Genomic DNA, 18,037 nt, shown 5'->3' with positions numbered 1-18,037 from the left:
CGCATGGGCAGGGGGGTCAGCTGTCGTTCAGGGCCGCTTCAGGCTCGGTTCAGACCGGGAACGTAGGCTTGCGGAGTTCCCGGATTTGCTTTTCCTGCCTGTTTCCTGCCCATGACGCGTGTCCCGAATCTGCCGGCTGTCTCGAATCTTCGCCTCGGAGTGCTGACTCTTTCGGCCTTGCTGCTCCTGCTGGGATGGGACGCCACCGGCGGCGACCTCGCCCTGGCGCGCCTCGCGGGCACGCCCGTGGGATTCCCCTGGCGCGAGAACCCTTTCCTGGTCCATGTGATGCATGAAAGCGCCAAGAACCTGAGCTGGCTGCTCGTCATCGCGCTGTTCGCGGGCATCCGCTGGCCACTGGGCATCCTGCGCCGGCTGCCGGTTCGCGCGCGGGCGCAGCTGGCCTGCACCGTGCTGCTGTCGGTCATCGCGGTCAGCGTGCTCAAGCATGCGAGCCACACGAGCTGCCCGTGGGACCTCAAGGAGTTCGGCGGCGTGGCCAGCCACGTGTCGCACTGGGCGTGGAAGGTGTATGACGGCGGCCCGGGCGGGTGCTTCCCGGCCGGCCATGCCTCCGCCGCCTTTGCCTACGTGGGCGGCTATTTCGTGCTGCGCCGGGTGGCGCCGCGCGCGGCGCTCGTGTGGCTCGGCGTGGCACTGGCCGCCGGCCTGGCGCTGGGGCTCTCGCAGCAGCTGCGGGGTGCGCACTACATGAGCCACACGCTGTGGACGGCGTGGATCTGCTGGGTGGTGGGCTTTGCCATCGACCTGGCCGCCGCACCCCGGGTTTCCCATTTGCCGCCGGCCCAGCCCGCCGTCCAGCATGCAGGCCCTTGATGCCGCGCTGTTCGAACTGATCAACGCCAGCGCCTCGGCGCCGGCGTGGAGCATTCATTTCGCGCGCTTTGCCTCCGAAGTGCTGCCGGGCCTGCTGGCTGCGGCCATTCTCCTTGGCGCACTCGTCGACCGCCGCCTGCGCTATGCGTGTTTCACCGCGCTGGTGAGCGTGCTTGCCGTCTGGCTCTTCGTGAACGTGTTTCGCTCGGTCATGCCGTTCCATCGGCCCGCGTTCTACGGGTTGGGGATCCAGTGGGCCCCGCAGGGCGCACGGCCGGGCTTTCCCAGCCTGCATGCCGCCTGCACCTACGCGGCGGCGTTCTCGCTCTGGTGCCTGCCCTGGCGCGCGCCCATGCGCGCGGCGCTGGTGCTGGCCGCGGTGGTCGGATGGAGCCGCATCTTCCTGGGGCTGCACTTCCCGTTCGACGTGGTGGTCGGCGCCATGCTCGGCGCCCTGGTGTCGATCGCCGTGGAGCGCCGCGTCAGCCGGCCGCTGAACCTGGCGCTCAGGGCCTACATGCGGCCCAGGCTGCGGGCCAGGAGGGCACGAGCCTGAACGCCGGCTGAACGCGCAATTCAGGCTTCCTTCAGTTGCGCTTCCTACAGTTGACGGATGTCTTTTTCGCGAATCGAACCCGCCCCCGTGCGGCGCATCGGGCCGGCGGGTGCCGGGTCGTCTCACCTGGCGCCTGCGCGTGCTCTCTGGGTGCGCTTCGATCTATGGCTCGCGCGGCCGCGTTCCGCGCAAAAGCTCGTCGTCTGGCTGGCCGTCTACCTGGCCGTGGCCGCCAACTGGCCCCTGTGGAACGAGCTCGCGCGCATCGGCGGCGCCCCCAGCACCTACCTGCCCACCATCGCCGCCATGGGGGTGCTCATGGTGTGCGCCACCGTCGCGCTGCTGTCCTTCACCGCCTGGTCGCGCTGGATGAAGCCGCTGTGGTTCGCGGTGGTGCTTCTCGCCGCATTCGTGCAGCACTACATGCTCGAGTATCGCGTGGTCATGGACCCGACCATGATCGCCAACGTGCTGCAGACCGACCCGAACGAGGCGCGCGACCTCATGAGCTGGCGCATGGCTTTCCATGTGCTGCTGGTGGCGGTGCTGCCGGGCCTGGCGCTCTGGCGCGCACGCATCGTGCCGATGCGCTTCGTCTCCAAGCTCTGGCGCAATGCGGCGCTGCTCTTGCTGGCGGCGGCGCTGGCGCTGGTCGCCGCGGTGTCGATGAACCGGCAGCTGGCGCCGCTGATGCGCAACAACATCCACCTGCGCTACATGATGAATCCGGTGGCCAGCCTGTATTCGGCCGGCTCGGTGCTCATCAAGCCGATGTTCAAGCGCAGCCGCAAGCTGATTCCGATCACCGCCGGTACGACGCTGGGCGTGAGCTACGCGGGCCAGGCGCGTCCGCCGATGTTCGTCATGGTGGTGGGCGAGACGGCCCGGGCCGACCACTTCGGCCTGAACGGCTATGCGCGCGACACCACGCCGGAGCTCGCCGCGCGCGGCGTGCTGAGCTATCGCGACGTGCATTCATGCGGCACCAACACGCTGGCCTCCGTGCCGTGCATGTTCTCGCCGCTCGGCAAAGAGGGCTACGAATCGCGCAAGGACGACTACGAGAACCTGGTCGACGTGCTGCAGGCCGCGGGGCTTGCCGTGCTGTGGCTCGACAATCAGGCCGGTTGCAAGGACGTCTGCACGCGCGTTCCCAACGCCTCCGCGTTCGACTCGCTTTCACCGGCGCAGAAGAGCGCGCTGTGCGACGGCGAGGAATGCCTGGACGACGTGATGCTCCAGGGCCTCGACGAGCGCATTGCGGCCCTGCCGGCCGAGCGCCGCGCCAAGGGCGTGGTGCTGGTCATGCACCAGATGGGCAGCCACGGGCCGGCCTACTACAAGCGTTCCGCACCGGACGTGAAGCGCTTTCTGCCCGAGTGCAAGACCAACGCGCTGGCCGAGTGCGGCCACGCGGAGCTGCAGAACGTGTATGACAACTCGATCGCCCAGACCGACCGTTTCCTGGCACGGACCATCGACTGGCTCAAGGCGCAGTCGGGCCGCTATGACCCCGCCTTGCTCTACGTGAGCGACCATGGCGAATCGCTCGGCGAGTACGGCCTGTTCCTGCACGGCGTGCCCTACAGCTTTGCGCCCGAGGCGCAGAAGCACGTGCCCATGGTCACCTGGTTCAGCGACGGCATGAGCCAGCGCCGCAAGCTTTCGCGCCCCTGCATGGAAGCGGGGCTCGATACGCCGCTCACGCACGACAACCTCTTTCACACCGTGCTGGGGCTGATGGACGTGGGCAACGCCACCTACAAGCCAGCCCTGGATGCGCTCGCGTCCTGCCGCAACAAGGCCTGAGGGCGCGGCCTGCTACTTCTTCTCGCGGGGCAACCGTCCCATCAGGAAGAACTCGGGGTTCGGCTGCATGCCGCTGAAGCTCGCAAGCCGGTTGCTGAGGCCGAAGAAGGCGGTGATCGCGGCGATGTCCCAGATGTCCTCGTCGTCGAAGCCGTGGGCGTGCAGCGCGCCGAAGTCCGCGTCCTCGACCTCGTGCGAGCGATCGCAGACCTTCATCGCAAAGTCGAGCATCGCGCGCTGGCGCGGCGTGATGTCGGCCTTGCGGTAGTTCACCGCCACCTGGTCGGCCACCAGCGGCTTCTTCTCGTAGATGCGCAGCAGCGCGCCGTGCGCCACCACGCAATAGAGGCACTGGTTGGCCGCGCTGGTGGTGGTGACGATCATCTCGCGGTCGCCCTTGGTGAGCGAGCCTTCCTCCTTGAGCATCAGCGCGTCGTGGTAGGCGAAGAAGGCGCGCCACTCGGCCGGGCGTCGCGCCAGCGCAAGGAACACATTGGGCACGAAGCCGGCCTTTTCCTGCACCGCAAGAATGGCGGTGCGGATGTCTTCGGGCAGTTCTTCGAGTTCGGCAAGAGGGTAGCGGTCGGCCATTTTTTCGTCTCCTGGTTGGATTGCCAGGAATCGATCATAGGCAAGCGCCGCCCCGTCGCGCCGCACCGGGGCTTCTGCGCCTACTTGAGGGCCTTGCCCTGTGCCGCACCCAGCGGGGTATGCAATTGCGACGTCACCCACTGGCCGAGGTTGTCGTCGCGGCCCTGCAGCAGGTAGCGCGTGTCGGGCTTGCCGTAGTTCTGCACCGCCATCGCCGAGAACCTGCCGATGTCGGTCTTCGGGTCGCGCAGCCGGTTCACGATCAACACCTTCTTCGTGTCGGCGAAGTCGGCCATCATGTTCTGGTCGCCCTCGCTGTCGCCGGCGATGAAGCTGGGGCCGTAGCCATACTTGCTCACCAGGAAGCGCTGGATGTTCCGGGTCTTGCCGGGGCCCTGCGTCTGGTCGTAGCCGCGCCGGTACTCGGGCTGGATCACGCCGTTGGCATCCCGCTCCAGTTCCATGGCCAGCACGCGCTCGGCCGGGTTGTCGTAGCCGAACGCGGGGTTCGACGAGATCTCCTTGATCACGTCGACGAAGGAGGCCGAGCACACCCACACGTCGAAACCCGCGTTGCGAAAGACGGCATACAGCTCCTGCATCTCCGGCTGCAGCCGGAGGCCGTTCTTCCAGCTGACCGACACCACGCCCGCCTGCCCCGGCAGCGCGGCCGGCGAGGTCCACTTGACCTTGGCGACGGGTTCCTTCAGCTGCCACGCCACCGTCTCGGCCGTGAGCTTGCGGACCTGCGGTTCGGTCATGCCGACAAAGAGGTAGGTCACCCAGGGGTAGGCCGTGTCGTGGTCGAAGGTATCGCCGATCGCTTCGTAGAGGTAACGCACCTTGGTGGTGAAGGCGATGTAGTGCGGGTTCAGCTTCACCGCGGCCAACGGCTGGCTGCCCTTGAGGCCGCTGTAGTTCTGGTAGAGCCAGGTGTAGCTGGCCACGATGTCGGGCACCAGGAGATCGATGTTCACGGCCTTGCCCGCCGCGTTGTTGTAGGCCGGCAGGAAGTCCTTCTTCGGGATGTTCTTGCGTAGCGCCACCTCGAGCTGCGCGGGCGTGGCGCCGAACACCAGGTTCTCGAGCTGGTAGATCAGCGAGGCTTCCTCGATGTCGAGGAACACGCTGGTGTTGTCCCAGTCGAAGACCACGTAAGGCGGCTTCGCGGCGCTGTAGCCCGGACTCGCCTTGCCGAGGCTGGCGACCAGGCCTTCGATCTGTGCCCGGTTGAACGCGTCCCAGTGGCCGGGCGATAGTGTCGTGGATGCAGACGGCGCCAGGCTGGCGCAGCCCGTGGCGGTGAGCGCGGCAGCAAGTGGCGTGAGAAGAAGCAGGCGGCGTTGCATGGGTTTCCTGTTGTTGTGTACGTTGATGGAAAGCCGAGCGTAGAGAACGCCCGTGACACTTCGACAGGGACCTACGCATCAGCCATGCCAGGCCGCGGCCAAGCCGGACCGGCCCCGGACTAGGAACGGATGCGCTCGTACTGCTGCTCGATGAAGGCCGCAACCCGGCGCACGAGTGCACGGTTGCCCCCAGCCGCCTCGACACCGGCGGCAGCCTGCACGGAAACGGTTTCTTCGATGCGGCGGATGATCTCGTCCGCCTCTGTGGCCGCCAAGCCGAAATGGGGCGCCGCCGTGCGTGCGAGTTCGAGGCTCGATGCATGCTGCCCCGGCAAGATGGCGAGCTCCTGGTAGCCCATGTGGCCGCCCAGCTGCATGACCAGGTCGAAGGCCGGCGCCAGGCGCCAGCGCCCGTCCGCCTGCCGCAAGGCGCCGTGGTTCTTGACGTGGTCGTCGCTGTTGCCCACGGCAAGGTTGAACACCAGGCGGCGGAACAGTTCGGCCAGGTCTTCCTGAGGCTGACCCGAAATGCGCCGCAGCAGCTGCGCCAGCTCGACATAGCTGCCGCCGCTGGAGTCATAGGGCACATCGAGCAGTGCCGACGCCGAGAGATAGTGAAGGCGCTGCTCGTCGCTGACGGGGCCGACCCGGTCGAATCGCTCCACCAGCAAGGCGTGGCCGGAGGCCAGCGGCTGCAGCAGGAACGCGGGCACGTGAATGCCGCAGGCGCTGGCCATCCACAGGGTCGCCGCCTCGATCACCTCCACATCGTGGTCGTCGCCGCGCGACGAGAACTTGGCGATGAAGCGCCGGCCCTCGTGCGCAAACGCCGCCTTGGGGCGCGCGCCGCCCAGGCTGCCGCCCCGCAGGAGCTGGTGCATCTCGGGTCCGATCTCCATGCCGGCCTCGACGCGATGGGACGCTTCGGCGAGCTCCTCGAGCGACCAGAGCATCGAGGGCGGTTCCTCGCTCCGGATGGGCAGCGATTCGGCGAAGACCATGGCGCCGATGCGGTCCTCGTTGGTCAACAGCAGCGCGTCGATATCGGGCAGCGGCCTGCCATGGCGGATCTCGAGCACCTTGCGGCCCCAGCTGTCCGGCAGCCCGTCGCGCAGCGTGAGCGGCATGGCGCCGCCGTCCCGGATGCGCCGCTGCGCAAGCACGAAGGCGGCGTCGCGCAGCGGCAGGTGCCCGGGGTTGAGCGGCATGGCCGCGGAATCTTCGAGGTAGCGCCGGCCGTAGGCGAACTCGCCCGACTCCACAACGCCGCGGCGAACGAGCTTCATCAGGCCTGCGGGCTGCACCTCATCGCCCGTGTGGCGCGCGAGACCGACATAGATGCGGCGTTCGTCCGGAGCTTCGTCAGAACTCACGTTCGTCCTCCGCGATGACTCCGGCGGCAGGCCGGGCAGCGGACCTGCGGACGCGGCGTCCGGCCGCAAGGCCCGCGGGTGCGGGCGCCAAGGCGTCGAGCGAATCGATCTCGCCGAAGAGCCACAGTGCGTGGGCCAGCAAGCCGATGCTGGTGCCGGGCCCGCCCGATTCGAGCGATCGCAAGGTGGTCGGCGAGCACAGCAGGCGTTCGGCAGCCTCGGCGATCGTCCAGCCGCGGTGAACGCGGTGCGCACGAAGGCGCAAGCCGAGATTTCTCAACGGCTCAGTGGTCTGCTGGGGCAGGGCGGAAAGGCTGTTGCCGCTTCTTGGCATCAATAAAATGGCTGTTAAACCGGTTAACAACCATTCTATTGACTAATTTGATGAAAGAAAAGCCGGCTACCCTGGCAGGGAAGGCGCCGACCGGCCCGTCTCGAGCACCGCGAGATCGCTCTCGTCCTTGAGCCCGACGCCGGTCAGTCCCCGTTGCAGCGCCTCCCGCATCAGCCACGCCAGCTTGAACGCGGCGGCTTCGCAGGGCAGGCCTTCGGGGCGCACGTTGGAGATGCAGTTGCGCTCGGCATCGTGCCGGCCACGCCGGGGCGAATGGGTGAGGTAGATGCCCAGGCTGTCGGGCGAGCTGAGGCCCGGACGTTCGCCGATCAGCATGACCGAAAGCGTGGCGCCGAACAGTTCGCCGACCTCGTCGGCCAGCGCCACGCGTGCCTGCGTGGCAATGACGACGGGACCGAAGCGCGTCTCGGCCGGCAACTGCGAGCGCAGCGCCGCCAGCAGGGGCGCGGCATGGCGCGCGACGGCGAGCGAGGACAGGCCGTCGCCGATCACGAGGCAGACGTCGCAACCGGGGCTCGCCGCCGCGCGCAGGCGCTCCGCGTCGGCGGGATCGAGCTGGCGCCCGAGGTCGGGGCGGCGCAGGTAGGTGGTGCGGTCCTCGGCGCGGCTGCGCGCCCGCATCACCTGCCAGTGCTGTGCCTGCAGCGGGGCTTCGAGCGCGTCGACGTCGAGCGCCGCATGGATGGCGTCGCGCGCCATGGCGTGGGCCCAGCCGAAGCGCAGCGTCTCGTCGGTCGGCATGCCCGCACCGGCGCGGCCGAGCGCCAGGCGCGCGGGCGTGGCCACACGCCATTGCGCCCAGGGGTTCGGCGTGACGGAGTCGTTGTTGCCGTTGCTCATTTCCCGAATGCGGTGAGCCCGCTCATATCTGCCAGCAGGCGGTTGGCCGAGGGCGGTGCGAGTTGACCGGCCGCATCGGTAATCTGCATCCGTTGTAGCCAGCCCTCGAATTCGGGTGCGCGTTTCAGGCCCAGCGTCTGCCGCAGGAACAGCGCGTCGTGGAACGAGGTGCTCTGGTAGTTCAGCATCACGTCGTCGGCACCCGGAACACCCATGATGAAGTTGATGCCCGCGGTGCCGAGCAGCACGAGCAGGTTGTCCATGTCGTCCTGGTCGGCCTCGGCATGGTTGGTGTAGCAGATGTCGCAGCCGAGGGGCAGCCCCAGCAGCTTGCCGCAGCAATGGTCTTCGAGCCCGGCGCGGATGATCTGCTTGCCATCGAAAAGATACTCGGGCCCGATGAAGCCGACCACCGTGTTGATGAGCAGCGGCTTGTAGCGGCGCGCCAGCGCATAGGCGCGCACCTCGCAGGTCTGCTGGTCGACACCGAAGTTGGCGTTGGCGGAGAGCGCGCTGCCCTGGCCGGTCTCGAAGTACATCACGTTGTTGCCGACGGTGCCGCGGTTCAGCGCCAGCGCCGCGGCATAGGCCTCGTCGAGCAGCTCGGGCGTGATGCCGAACGACAGATTCGCCTTCTCTGTGCCCGCGATCGACTGGAACACCAGGTCCACCGGCGCGCCGGCCTCGGCGAGCTTGAGCGTGTTGGTCACATGCGTCAGCACGCAGCTTTGCGTGGGAATCTCGAAGCGCTGGATCACTTCGTCCAGCATGTGCAGCAGCCGGCCCAGCACCTGCATACTGTCGGATACCGGGTTGAGCCCGATCACCGCATCGCCCGCGCCGTAAAGCAGGCCGTCGAGCGTGGAGGCCGCCACGCCGCGCAGGTCGTCGGTCGGGTGGTTGGGCTGCAGCCGCACGGCCAGGTGCCCGGGCAGGCCGATGGTGTCGCGGAACCGCGTGACCACGCTGCACTTCCTGGCGACCGAGACCAGGTCCTGGTTGCGCATGAGCTTCGACGCGGCCGCCACCATCTCTGGCGTGAGGCCCGGTGCCAGCGCGGCCAGCGCCTCGGTGGACGCCTGTTCCGACAGCAGCCAGTTGCGGAAGTCGCCCACCGTGAGGTGCGACACCGGTGCGAAAGCCTCGGCGTCATGGCTGTCGATGATGAGCCGCGTGATGTTGTCGCTCTCGTAGGGAATCAGCGCCTCGGTCAGGAACTGCTTGAGCGGCGTCTCCGCCAGCACGTGGCGCGCGGCCATGCGCTGCTGCGCGGTGGCCGCGCCGATCTCCGCCAGGTAGTCGCCCGAACGCGCCGGGCTGGCCACGGCCATGACCTGCTTCAGGTCTTCGAAGGCGAAGACCTGGCCGGCGATGGTGGTGCGGTAGCGCATCTTTCCTTTTTCTTCATGCGATGGGGGTCGAGGACAGCATCTCGTCGGGCGCCGCCGCCTTGCGCTGCGCGGACGTCAGGAGAAAGTAGCCGTACGCCGCCGCCATCAGCACGATGAAAAGCAGCGTGAGCATGGCGTTGAACCACACCATGGCGCCAAGGCAGACAATGCCCAACCCGAGCGCGATGGCCGGAAACACCGGGTAGAACGGCGCGCGGTAGGTGCGCAGCAGATCCGGCTCGCTCTTGCGCAGCTTGAAGAGCGCCGCCATCGAGATCAGGTACATGACGATGGCGCCGAGCACCGCCATGGTCACGATGTTGGCGGTGAGCGTCTGGCCGCCGAACTGCACCCACTCATCGCTGAAGATGGCCACCACGCCGATCACGCCGCCGGCCACCAATGCGCGGTGCGGCGTGTCGAAGCGCGGGCTCAGGCCGGCAAAGTAGCGCGGCAGGTAGCCCGCGCGCGCCAGCGCGAAAATCTGGCGCGAATAGCCCATGATGATCCCGTGGAACGAGGCAATCAGCCCGAAGAGGCCGATCCACACCAGCATGTGCAGCCAGCCGCTGTTGTCGCCCACCACTGCCTTCATGGCCTGCGGCAGCGGGTCGTTGATGTTGGCGAGCTTGCGCCAGTCGCCCACGCCGCCCGCGAAGATCATCACGCCGAAGGCCAGCACCACCAGAGTGACGATGCCGGTGGTGTAGGCGATGGGAATGGTGCGGTGCGGGTCGCGTGCTTCTTCGGCCGCCATGGCCGCGCCCTCGATGGCCAGGAAGAACCAGATGGCGAACGGAATCGACGCGAAGATGCCCGAGATGGCTGCGCCGTTCAGCACGCTGCCGCCGGCCCAGCCGTTGGCGACGAAGTTGGCCATCGTCCAGCCCGGCGTGACCACGCCCATGAAGACCAGCAGTTCGAAAATGGCGAGCACCGTCACGAAGAGCTCGAACGCCGCCGCGATGCCGACGCCGATCCAGTTGAGCCCGATGAAGATCACGTAGGCACCCAGCGCGAACCACTTCGGGTTGATGCCCGGAAACTGCACGTTGAGATAAGCGCCGATGGCCAGCGCGATGGCCGGCGGCGCAAAGACGAATTCGACCAGCGTGGCAAATCCCGCCACGAAGCCGCCGGTGGGCCCGAAGGCGCGCCGCGCATAGGCGAAGGGTCCGCCCGCATGCGGGATGGCGGTCGAGAGCTCGGTGAAGCTGAAGATGAACGTGGTGTACATGGTGGCCACCAGCACCGTGGCAACCAGGAAGCCCAGCGTGCCGGCCGTGTTCCAGCCGTAGCTCCAACCAAAGTATTCACCCGATATGACCAGGCCCACCGCAATGCCCCAGAGCTGGATGGGGCCGAGCACCTTCTTGAGGTGGCCGGTGCCGGCCGGAACGGCGAGTGCGGCCGGGGTGGCTTCGATGGAGTGCATGGAGCTTCCTCTTTTTGCGGATGTTGACAGTGCACATGCTGCAAAGCAAGGGCTGTTCCACGCTCGCCATAATCATTGCTTTCCCCATCCTCCGAGGTATTCCAGTGAAGTCTTCTTCGTCTGTCTTCTGTGCCGCTTTCCTGTCGCTGTGCGCGGTGTCCGCCGCATGGGCCCAATCCGCGCCCGTCACCACGCCGAGCGGCCTCGTCTACCAGTCGCTGAAGGAAGGCACCGGCGCATCGCCCGCGGCGACCGACGTGGTCAAGGTGCACTACCGCGGCACCTTTCCCGAGAGCGGCAAGGAATTCGACAGTTCCTACAGCCGCGGCGAGCCGACCGAGTTTCCGCTCAACGGCGTGATCCCGTGCTGGACCGAAGGCGTGCAGAAGATGAAGCCGGGCGGCAAAGCCAAGCTGACCTGCCCGCCGGCCATTGCCTACGGTGCGCGCGGCGCGGGGGGCGTCATCCCGCCCAACGCGACGCTCAACTTCGAGGTCGAGCTGGTGTCGGTGAAGAAGCGCTGATCAACCCGGCTGGTACTGGTACAGCCAGGTCTCGGTGAGCGTCTTGTCGCCGGTCTTCAGGTAGAGCCGCATGTCGACGGGCTCGTTGCCTTCGGGCGTGTAGTCGAACTGCGCACGCCAGTGGCCCGGCACGCCGTTGGGCACGGCCTCGGCAAAGATGTAGGAGAACTTGCCGCGCGGCGCGGTCAGCACCAGCTCGGGCTTCACGCCGAAGGGCACGGTGGTGAGCGGCTGGCCGACGAACTCGACCATGAACTTGCGCACGCCCGGCGGACGCGGCTGGCCCGGCTGTCCGCCGCGGCCGATGCGCGTGGCCACGCAGCGCGCGAGCGGTGACGGAAAGGGCTCCTGGTCGGTCCAGTGCAGGCGGTACTGCAGGCTGTAGCTCGCGCCCGCCTTGGCATCGGCCTTGGGCACCCAGAAGGCCACGGTGTTGTCGTGGATCTCGTCGTCCGTCGGTATCTCGATCAGCTGCACCGAGCCTTCGCCCCAATCGCCCAGCGGCTCGATCCAGAGGCTCGGGCGCTTCTCGTAGTTGACGCCGTCCTGGTAGTGGTCGAAGGCGCGGTCGCGCTGCAGCAGCCCGAAGCCGCGCGGCTTGGTGTCGGCGAAAGCCGAGGCGCGCGTTTGCGTCGGGTTGTTGAGCGGACGCCAGATGCGTTCGCCCGCGCCGTTCCAGATCGCGAGGCCGTCGGAGTCGTGCACCTCGGGCCGCCAGTCGATGGCGGTGGGCTTGATGGTCTCCGAGTACCAGTACATCGAGGTGAGCGGCACCAGCCCGAGGCGCGACACGTCGCGGCGCAGGAAGAGGCGCGAATCGATGTCCATGATCACCGCCTTGCCGCGCTGCATCACGAACTTGAACACGCCCGTGACACTCGGCCCCTCGAGCAGCGCGTAGACCGTCATCGAAGTCGTGTTGGTGGCGGCCGGCGTCTCGAAGTAGTAGCGCGTGAAGGTCGGAAACTCCTCGGGCTTGTCGGGCACGGCCACGTCGAGCGCAAGGCCGCGCGCCGACAGGCCGTACTGGTACAGCTCGCCGATGGCGCGGAAATATGACGCACCGAGGAACGCGACCCAGTCGTTCTTCTGCCAGTCGAGCTTGGCCTGGTCGCCCAGCCGGCTCTCTTGCAGGCGGAAGCCTGCAAAGCCCGCGCCGGGCGGCAGCGCACGCGCCGGGCTGTCGGGCGGCATCGAAAAATATGAAGGGCTGTAGAGCACCTCGCGCGCAAACGCGTCGCCGTCGGAATTCTCGAGCACGTGCATGCGCACCGGCGTCTGGAAGAAGCGGCCGAGGTGGAAGAAGGTGACGGGAAAGGCGCCGGGCCCATCGCGGAAGAGCGCGTTGACGGGGTCGAACTTGATCTTGCCGTGGGCGTCGTAGTCGATGCGCTCGAGCACGTCGGGCGCGAGCGGAGCGGCGGCGGCATAGGGCTGCGATGCCAGGCGCTTGGCCTGGGCCACGAGCCGGTCGAACGAGAAGGGCGCAGGCTGGCTCAGCTGCAGGCCGTTGGCGGCCAACGCCTCTTCAGGCAGTCCAAGGGCGGCGAGTGCGGCGGCGGCACCACCTGCGGCAAGGAAGGATCGGCGATCAAGCATGTGTTTCTTGAGGGTTGCGAGTCTTGGGAATACGTTGGGAGACGCAAGGAATGCACCGGATGGCGCGGCATCACGGCTGCGTGTGCTTCGAAGAAAACGATCCTAGCGCAGCCCGCGCCAGGATTTCCGCGCAGAGAGCGCCGAGCATGCCTTGGCAGGGGCCCGTCTTGCGTCAGCCAACCCGCGCACTCCGGGCCGGACAACGCCGGGAAATGAGCCCGCGAAGAGAAATTTGTGCGTTTATGTATCGGCCTTGTCCGCTGCGCGCAGCGCATAGACGGCATAGAGCGGCACGCCCAGCATCATCAGCACCAGCGGCGCGAACACGGTATAGGCCAGGCCGATGCCTTGGAGCACCCGGTAGGTGCTGTCGAGATGCAGGCGCGGATGGCCTTGCGTCAGTTCCGTGGATCTGCGCAGCCCCCATCGAAACTCCGCGCCGGTGGCCCGTACCGACGGATGCTGCGACGCGCGGCCCACCCCGAGCCAGCACATCGCATCGAAGGCCAGCACCGAACCCGCGGGCGCGCGCTCGCCGAAGGTGGCGAGCACGGCCTGCACCTGCGGCGGCTCCAGGTACATCAGCACGCCTTCGGCAAAGAGAAAGACCGGTCGATCCTCGCGCGTTCGGGGCAGGTCGAGCCGATCCCACCAGTGGGGCGACGTGAGGTCGAGGGCGCGCACATCGTGCCGGTTGTTGGTCTCGGGAATGAGTTCGCGGCGCAGCGCAAGCACTTCGGGCAGGTCGGCGTCCGTCATGCGGCACTGGCCGTCGTCGAGCCACTGGAAATAATGGCTCAGGCCGCAGCCCATGTTCACCACGCGTGCCCCCGGGTGCTGCTCCAGGAACCGCTGCGCAAGCGCACAGAAGCGCCGGGTGCGGCTCAGGATGCTGTAGATGGTGGTGCGGTCCTCGGGCAGGGCGCGGCCGTCGTCGCGAATCTTTTCGAGAATCGACGCGGCGTATGCATCCCGCACGGCCATGTGCGGAAACATCGCGTCGCCCGAGGCGCGCGCAGCCAGCGGAATCCGCAAGGTGGAGGGAACGGCGGACAGGTGGCGCGCGGGCTTCTTGCTTGTTGTCATGGGCGCAGGCACAGGGTCATGCGCAAGTCTGGCTGCTCCCGCATCGCGGGGCAAGTCAGCTTTTCGTTAACTCCGTGTGCGTGCGTGAACGACCGTGTTTTCCGGCGGCGCCCGGCGGCACCCGTCGCCGCCGGCGCTCGCCGCTTACTTCGCAGTGGGCATCACGAACTCGGCGCCCTTGCCGATGCTCTCGGGCCAGCGCTGCATGATCGACTTCTGCTTGGTGTAGAAGCGCACGCCTTCCTCACCGTAGGCATGCATGTCGCCGAACAGCGAGCGCTTCCAGCCGCCGAAGCTGTGCCATGCCATGGGCACGGGGATGGGCACGTTGATGCCGACCATGCCCACCTGGATGCGCCGGCTGAACTCGCGCGCCACGTTGCCGTCGCGCGTGAAGCAGCTCACCCCGTTGCCGAACTCGTGGTCGTTGACCAGGTCGACCGCATCCTTGAAGCTGGCCACGCGCACGCAGGAGAGCACCGGGCCGAAGATCTCTTCCTTGTAGATGCGCATCTCGGGCGTGACGTGGTCGAACAGCGTGCCGCCCATCCAGAAGCCGTCGCCGCAACCCTCGCCGGCCTTGCCGCCGTCGAACTGCCGGCCGTCGACCAGGAGCTTCGCGCCTTCCTTCTCGCCCTGGGCGATGTAGCCCATGATGCGTTCATGCGCCGCGCGCGTGACGATCGGGCCCATCTCGGCCGCGAGGTTCTCGCCGTCGAGCACCTGGAGCGTACGGGTGCGCTCGACCAGCTTGGGGATGATCTTGTCCGCCACGTCGCCCACCAGCACCGCCACGCTGATCGCCATGCAGCGTTCGCCAGCGGAGCCGTAGCCCGCACCGATGAGTGCATCCACCGTCTGGTCGATGTCCGCGTCGGGCATCACCACCATGTGGTTCTTCGCGCCGCCGAGCGCCTGCACGCGCTTGCCGTGGCGGGCGCCGGTTTCATAGATGTAGTTGGCAATTGGCGTCGAGCCCACGAAGCTCACGGCCTTGACGTCGGGGTGCTCGAGCAGTGCGTCGACCGCGGCCTTGTCGCCCTGCACCACGTTGAACACGCCGTCGGGCAGGCCCGCTTCCTTCAGCAGTTCGGCCATGCGCAGCGACGGGGTCGGGTCGGTCGGGCTGGGCTTGAGAATGAAGGTGTTGCCCGCGGCAATGGCCACCGGGAACATCCACATGGGCACCATCACCGGGAAGTTGAAAGGCGTGATGCCCGCCACCACGCCGAGCGGCTGACGCAGCGTCCAGTTGTCGATGCCGGTGGAAACCTGGTCGGTGAAGTCGCCCTTGAGCAGCTGCGGAATGCCGCAGGCGAACTCGACGATGTCGATGCCGCGGCTGACTTCGCCTTGCGCGTCGGTGAACACCTTGCCGTGCTCGGCGGTGATCATGTGCGCGAGCTCGTCCTTGTGCAGGTTGAGCAACTCGAGAAACTTGAACATCACGCGGGCGCGGCGGATCGGCGGCGTGTCGGCCCACTTAGGGAACGCGGCCTGTGCGGCGGCCACGGCGGCATCGACGTCGGCCGCGGCGGCGAGCACCACCTTGCCCGTGACCTTGCCGGTCGCCGGGTTGGTGACGTCCTGCGTGCGGGTGGAACCGCCGGCGGCGTGCTGGCCGCCGATGAAATGGGCAATCTGCTGGGTCATGGATACCGCCAAGGATGAAAGGATGGCCAAAGTCTAGGCAAGGGAAGACCCCCTGCCTAGGCCTGGAAATTGAACTGTTTGTTCGCCATGGTGAACAATGCGGCCATGGATCTGCAAAAAGCCGAATCTCTCTGGGCCCACCTGCACTGGCTGATCGTGCTCGGCCAGCAGGGCAGCTACACCGCCGCCGCCGCGCGCCTGGGCGTGAGCAAGGCCGCCATGAGCCAGCGCATCGCCGAGCTGGAACGCGCGGTGGGCGTCACCCTGGTGCGCCGCACCACGCGCAGCATGCGGCTGACCGAGGCGGGCCAGCAACTGGTCGACCAGACCCGCGATCCCTTCGAGCAGATCGCCCACAGCTTCCTTCAGGCGCAGGACCAGGCCGGCGAACCGCGTGGACTGATCCGTGTCACCGCGCCGGTCGCATTGGGGCGACAGCAACTGCTGCCCAGGCTGGCCGAATTCCTGCTGGCGCATCCGTCGATCCGCGTCGAGATGGAGCTCTCCGATCGGCTGAGTTCGCTGGCCACCGAAGGCTTCGACCTGGCGGTTCGGCATGCGGCATCGCCGCCCGATACGCACGTGGCCTGGCGGCTGTGCGACACGCGAACGGTCCTGGTGGCCAGCCGCGCCTACCTGCGCCGCAAGGGCACGCCGCTGGCACCGCCCATGCTGGCCGAGCACGATTGCCTGCACTACCCGCGCGGGCAGGAAACCAACGTGTGGTCGTTCGAGCGCCGCACCGGACGGGCACGCTTGGCGGAACGGGTCACCGTGCCCATCGCCGGTCCGCTGGCGGCCAACAACAGCGAAGCCTTGCGCGACGCCGCCCAGGCCGGCCTGGGCATCGCCTTGCTGCCCGACTTCAGCGCGCAGTCGGCGCTGCAGGCGGGCAAGCTGGTCGAGGTGCTGCCCGACTGGCAGCCCACAGGCGCCTTCGCCGACCAGATCTACGCCATACGGCCCTATTCGCTGCACATACCGCGCGCGGTCAATCTCTTCGTGAGCCACTTGAGGGACACTCTCAAGTCCGGATTCCAGCTGCCGTGACGCCACGCGCCGCGGCCCGCTTCACACACTCTCAACGACAACAGGACAAGGAAAAGCAATGAGCACACTCGACATCGTCGGCCTCTGCGGCAGCCTTCGCAGCGCTTCGGTCAACCGCGCGGCACTCAGGCTCGCCGGTTCGCTGATGCCCGATTCCATGCACATGGAGGTGGTCGAATGGCGCGAGGTGCCGCCGTTCGACGCCGACCTCATGGCCCAGGGATATCCGCACTCGGTGCAGGCACTGCGCGAGCGGATCCGCCGTGCCGACGGGCTGCTCATTGCCACGCCCGAATACAACTTCTCGATCCCCGGCGTGTTCAAGAACGTGATCGACTGGGTCAGCCGCGGCGAAGACCAGCCCTTCGCCAACAAGCCCGTGGCCATTCTCTCGGCGGCCCCGGGGCCGCTGGGTGGCGCGCGCGTGCAGTACGACCTGCGCCGCGTGATGCTGTTCGTGAACGCCATGGTACTGGTGAAGCCCGAGATCTTCATCGGCGGCGCGGGCGGCAAGTTCGATGCGGAAGGCAACTGCACCGACGAGACCACCCGCAAGTTCGTCGGCGACCAGATGAAATCGTTCGAGAAGTGGATCGCTTCGGTCAAGCGAATGGCCTGAAGCGCGCTTCGCTTCAGGTCGACGATGCGAGCAGCTGCGCCACCAGCAGCTGCGCCGCCGGCGACAGGGTTTCGCCGGTCTTGGTGGCCATCAGCAGCCGGCGGACGGCCCATGCGTCCTTGAGCCGCACCACCTTGAGCCCGAGCGCGCTCACCTGCGCCTTGCAGGCCGCGAGCGGCACCACGCCGATGCCCAGGTTGGCCGCGATCATGTGGCACATCGCATCGAAGCTGCGCACCTGCACGCGCAGGCGCATCGGGATGCCGGCCTGCTCCGCCGCGCGTGAAGTGAGCTCCAGCAGCGAACTGCTGCGGTTCAGGCCCACGAACTCGTGTGCAAGGCAGCTCTTGAAATCCGTCCGGCGCGTGCGCGCCAGCGGGTGCTGGCGCGCGCACAGCACCACCAGCTCGTCGGTCTGGAACGGCGCCACGTCGAGCCCGTAGGCCGGCGTGTTCTCGGCGAACACGCCCACGTCGGCCAGCCCGTCGACCAGCGCGCGCACGATGTCGCCGCTCAACTGTTCCTCGACCTCGACGCGGATGTCCGGGTGCTGGCCCAGGAACGCGGCCAGCGTGGCCGGCAGGAACTCGGTGAGCGCCGACATGTTGGCCCACAGCCGCACATGGCCGCGCACGCCGCTGGAGTAGTCGCCGAGTTCGTTGCTGAACTGCTCGAAGCCCTGGAAGAGCCGCATCGCATGCTGCACGGCCACGTGGCCGGCGGGCGTGAGCGCAATGCCCTGGGAGCTGCGCTCCATCAGCTTCGATCCGGTGGCGGCCTCGAAATCGGACAGCCGCCGGCTCGCGGCCGAGAGCGCGAGGTGGCAGGCCTCCGCCCCCTTGGTGATGCTGCCCGACTGGGCCACGGCGCAGAACAGGCGCAGCGTGACGAAGTCGATGCGCGCGGGGTTGATGGGAGCGGCCATGCGGCCATTCTAGAAACCCTTCGCGTTTTGCGAAGGGCCCCTGCA

17 protein-coding genes are annotated in these 18,037 nt (G+C 67.5%); 6 read left to right on the top strand and 11 right to left on the bottom strand.

Going from position 1 to position 18,037, the window contains the following annotated elements; genetic code table 11:
* The first annotated feature begins 111 nt into the window (after nucleotides 1-111).
* From ABID97_RS19550 to ABID97_RS19540, 3 genes are read left to right on the top strand one after another with little or no spacing between them, the layout of a single operon-like run.
* The gene (locus tag ABID97_RS19550; RefSeq protein ID WP_503012783.1) at nucleotides 112-837 is read left to right on the top strand and encodes a phosphatase PAP2 family protein; all 726 of its coding nucleotides are present in this window, start codon (nucleotides 112-114) and stop codon (nucleotides 835-837) included.
* Nucleotides 824-1,393 carry a phosphatase PAP2 family protein gene (locus ABID97_RS19545; RefSeq protein ID WP_354400137.1) on the top strand — a complete coding sequence of 190 codons (570 nt, stop codon included), beginning with the start codon at nucleotides 824-826 and terminating at the stop codon, nucleotides 1,391-1,393. Before ABID97_RS19550 ends, ABID97_RS19545 begins: the two co-directional genes overlap by 14 nt.
* A 57-nt stretch (nucleotides 1,394-1,450) precedes the next feature.
* Nucleotides 1,451-3,202, top strand: coding sequence for a phosphoethanolamine transferase (locus tag ABID97_RS19540; RefSeq protein WP_354400136.1), 1,752 nt, complete (start codon nucleotides 1,451-1,453; stop codon nucleotides 3,200-3,202).
* A gap of 12 nt (nucleotides 3,203-3,214) precedes the next feature.
* On the opposite strand, the gene ABID97_RS19535 is transcribed toward ABID97_RS19540, so the two are convergent.
* From ABID97_RS19535 to eat, 7 genes are all read right to left on the bottom strand, one after another.
* Complete coding sequence (locus tag ABID97_RS19535) at nucleotides 3,215-3,793, bottom strand: peroxidase-related enzyme (protein ID WP_354400135.1); 579 nt, start codon at nucleotides 3,791-3,793, stop codon at nucleotides 3,215-3,217.
* A gap of 80 nt (nucleotides 3,794-3,873) precedes the next feature.
* A complete protein-coding gene (locus tag ABID97_RS19530) occupies nucleotides 3,874-5,142 on the bottom strand; it encodes a haloacid dehalogenase-like hydrolase (protein ID WP_354400134.1) in 1,269 nt (422 codons plus the stop codon).
* Nucleotides 5,143-5,261: 119 nt separating this feature from the next.
* Nucleotides 5,262-6,515 carry a type II toxin-antitoxin system HipA family toxin gene (locus tag ABID97_RS19525; RefSeq protein ID WP_354400133.1) on the bottom strand — a complete coding sequence of 418 codons (1,254 nt, stop codon included), beginning with the start codon at nucleotides 6,513-6,515 and terminating at the stop codon, nucleotides 5,262-5,264.
* Entirely contained in the window at nucleotides 6,505-6,780 is a 276-nt protein-coding gene (locus ABID97_RS19520; RefSeq protein WP_354400131.1) for a helix-turn-helix domain-containing protein, read from the bottom strand. Before ABID97_RS19520 ends, ABID97_RS19525 begins: the two co-directional genes overlap by 11 nt.
* 135 nt (nucleotides 6,781-6,915) lie before the next feature.
* Nucleotides 6,916-7,710, bottom strand: a complete 795-nt coding sequence (gene eutC / locus ABID97_RS19515) for an ethanolamine ammonia-lyase subunit EutC (protein WP_354400129.1) — start codon at nucleotides 7,708-7,710, stop codon at nucleotides 6,916-6,918.
* Nucleotides 7,707-9,101 carry an ethanolamine ammonia-lyase subunit EutB gene (locus tag ABID97_RS19510; RefSeq protein ID WP_354400127.1) on the bottom strand — a complete coding sequence of 465 codons (1,395 nt, stop codon included), beginning with the start codon at nucleotides 9,099-9,101 and terminating at the stop codon, nucleotides 7,707-7,709. The genes eutC and ABID97_RS19510 overlap by 4 nt, the downstream gene beginning before the upstream one ends.
* Before the next feature lie 13 nt (nucleotides 9,102-9,114).
* Nucleotides 9,115-10,536: an ethanolamine permease gene (gene eat / locus ABID97_RS19505; RefSeq protein ID WP_354400125.1), complete on the bottom strand. Its 1,422-nt coding sequence runs from the start codon at nucleotides 10,534-10,536 to the stop codon at nucleotides 9,115-9,117.
* Nucleotides 10,537-10,640: 104 nt separating this feature from the next.
* On the opposite strand from eat, the gene ABID97_RS19500 reads away from it, so the two are divergent.
* Nucleotides 10,641-11,060, top strand: coding sequence for an FKBP-type peptidyl-prolyl cis-trans isomerase (locus ABID97_RS19500; RefSeq protein WP_354400123.1), 420 nt, complete (start codon nucleotides 10,641-10,643; stop codon nucleotides 11,058-11,060).
* On the opposite strand, the gene ABID97_RS19495 is transcribed toward ABID97_RS19500, so the two are convergent.
* The 3 genes from ABID97_RS19495 to ABID97_RS19485 all read right to left on the bottom strand — a co-directional run bounded on the left by ABID97_RS19495 (nucleotide 11,061) and on the right by ABID97_RS19485 (nucleotide 15,398).
* Complete coding sequence (locus ABID97_RS19495; RefSeq protein ID WP_354400121.1) at nucleotides 11,061-12,659, bottom strand: OpgD/OpgG family glucan biosynthesis protein; 1,599 nt, start codon at nucleotides 12,657-12,659, stop codon at nucleotides 11,061-11,063.
* 240 nt (nucleotides 12,660-12,899) lie between these two features.
* Nucleotides 12,900-13,745, bottom strand: coding sequence for a class I SAM-dependent methyltransferase (locus tag ABID97_RS19490; RefSeq protein ID WP_354400119.1), 846 nt, complete (start codon nucleotides 13,743-13,745; stop codon nucleotides 12,900-12,902).
* A gap of 144 nt (nucleotides 13,746-13,889) precedes the next feature.
* Entirely contained in the window at nucleotides 13,890-15,398 is a 1,509-nt protein-coding gene (locus tag ABID97_RS19485) for a CoA-acylating methylmalonate-semialdehyde dehydrogenase (protein ID WP_354400117.1), read from the bottom strand.
* A gap of 105 nt (nucleotides 15,399-15,503) precedes the next feature.
* Between ABID97_RS19485 and ABID97_RS19480 the strand changes: the two genes are divergently transcribed.
* The gene (locus tag ABID97_RS19480; protein ID WP_354400115.1) at nucleotides 15,504-16,448 is read left to right on the top strand and encodes a LysR family transcriptional regulator; all 945 of its coding nucleotides are present in this window, start codon (nucleotides 15,504-15,506) and stop codon (nucleotides 16,446-16,448) included.
* Between the two features lie 58 nt (nucleotides 16,449-16,506).
* Complete coding sequence (locus ABID97_RS19475) at nucleotides 16,507-17,067, top strand: NADPH-dependent FMN reductase (protein WP_354400113.1); 561 nt, start codon at nucleotides 16,507-16,509, stop codon at nucleotides 17,065-17,067.
* 13 nt (nucleotides 17,068-17,080) lie between these two features.
* On the opposite strand, the gene ABID97_RS19470 is transcribed toward ABID97_RS19475, so the two are convergent.
* Nucleotides 17,081-17,992 (bottom strand): LysR family transcriptional regulator, encoded by a 912-nt coding sequence (locus ABID97_RS19470; protein ID WP_354400111.1) that lies wholly within the window; start codon nucleotides 17,990-17,992, stop codon nucleotides 17,081-17,083.
* Nucleotides 17,993-18,037: the final 45 nt, after the last annotated feature.

Origin of the sequence: Variovorax sp. OAS795, from assembly GCF_040546685.1 — a bacterium.
GTDB lineage: Bacteria > Pseudomonadota > Gammaproteobacteria > Burkholderiales > Burkholderiaceae_C > Variovorax.
This window is presented reverse-complemented; position numbering and strand designations above follow the sequence as displayed.

What these genes read in the sequence shown, in the direction of transcription:
- ABID97_RS19490 (WP_354400119.1), bottom strand. Translation starts at nt 13,745, where the DNA reads ATGACAACAAGCAAGAAGCCCGCGCGCCACCTGTCCGCCGTTCCCTCC.
- ABID97_RS19480 (WP_354400115.1), top strand. Translation starts at nt 15,504, where the DNA reads ATGGATCTGCAAAAAGCCGAATCTCTCTGGGCCCACCTGCACTGGCTG.
- eutC (WP_354400129.1), bottom strand. Translation starts at nt 7,710, where the DNA reads ATGAGCAACGGCAACAACGACTCCGTCACGCCGAACCCCTGGGCGCAA.
- eat (WP_354400125.1), bottom strand. Translation starts at nt 10,536, where the DNA reads ATGCACTCCATCGAAGCCACCCCGGCCGCACTCGCCGTTCCGGCCGGC.
- ABID97_RS19540 (WP_354400136.1), top strand. Translation starts at nt 1,451, where the DNA reads ATGTCTTTTTCGCGAATCGAACCCGCCCCCGTGCGGCGCATCGGGCCG.
- ABID97_RS19510 (WP_354400127.1), bottom strand. Translation starts at nt 9,101, where the DNA reads ATGCGCTACCGCACCACCATCGCCGGCCAGGTCTTCGCCTTCGAAGAC.
- ABID97_RS19530 (WP_354400134.1), bottom strand. Translation starts at nt 5,142, where the DNA reads ATGCAACGCCGCCTGCTTCTTCTCACGCCACTTGCTGCCGCGCTCACC.
- ABID97_RS19485 (WP_354400117.1), bottom strand. Translation starts at nt 15,398, where the DNA reads ATGACCCAGCAGATTGCCCATTTCATCGGCGGCCAGCACGCCGCCGGC.
- ABID97_RS19550 (WP_503012783.1), top strand. Translation starts at nt 112, where the DNA reads ATGACGCGTGTCCCGAATCTGCCGGCTGTCTCGAATCTTCGCCTCGGA.
- ABID97_RS19535 (WP_354400135.1), bottom strand. Translation starts at nt 3,793, where the DNA reads ATGGCCGACCGCTACCCTCTTGCCGAACTCGAAGAACTGCCCGAAGAC.
- ABID97_RS19470 (WP_354400111.1), bottom strand. Translation starts at nt 17,992, where the DNA reads ATGGCCGCTCCCATCAACCCCGCGCGCATCGACTTCGTCACGCTGCGC.
- ABID97_RS19495 (WP_354400121.1), bottom strand. Translation starts at nt 12,659, where the DNA reads ATGCTTGATCGCCGATCCTTCCTTGCCGCAGGTGGTGCCGCCGCCGCA.
- ABID97_RS19545 (WP_354400137.1), top strand. Translation starts at nt 824, where the DNA reads ATGCAGGCCCTTGATGCCGCGCTGTTCGAACTGATCAACGCCAGCGCC.
- ABID97_RS19475 (WP_354400113.1), top strand. Translation starts at nt 16,507, where the DNA reads ATGAGCACACTCGACATCGTCGGCCTCTGCGGCAGCCTTCGCAGCGCT.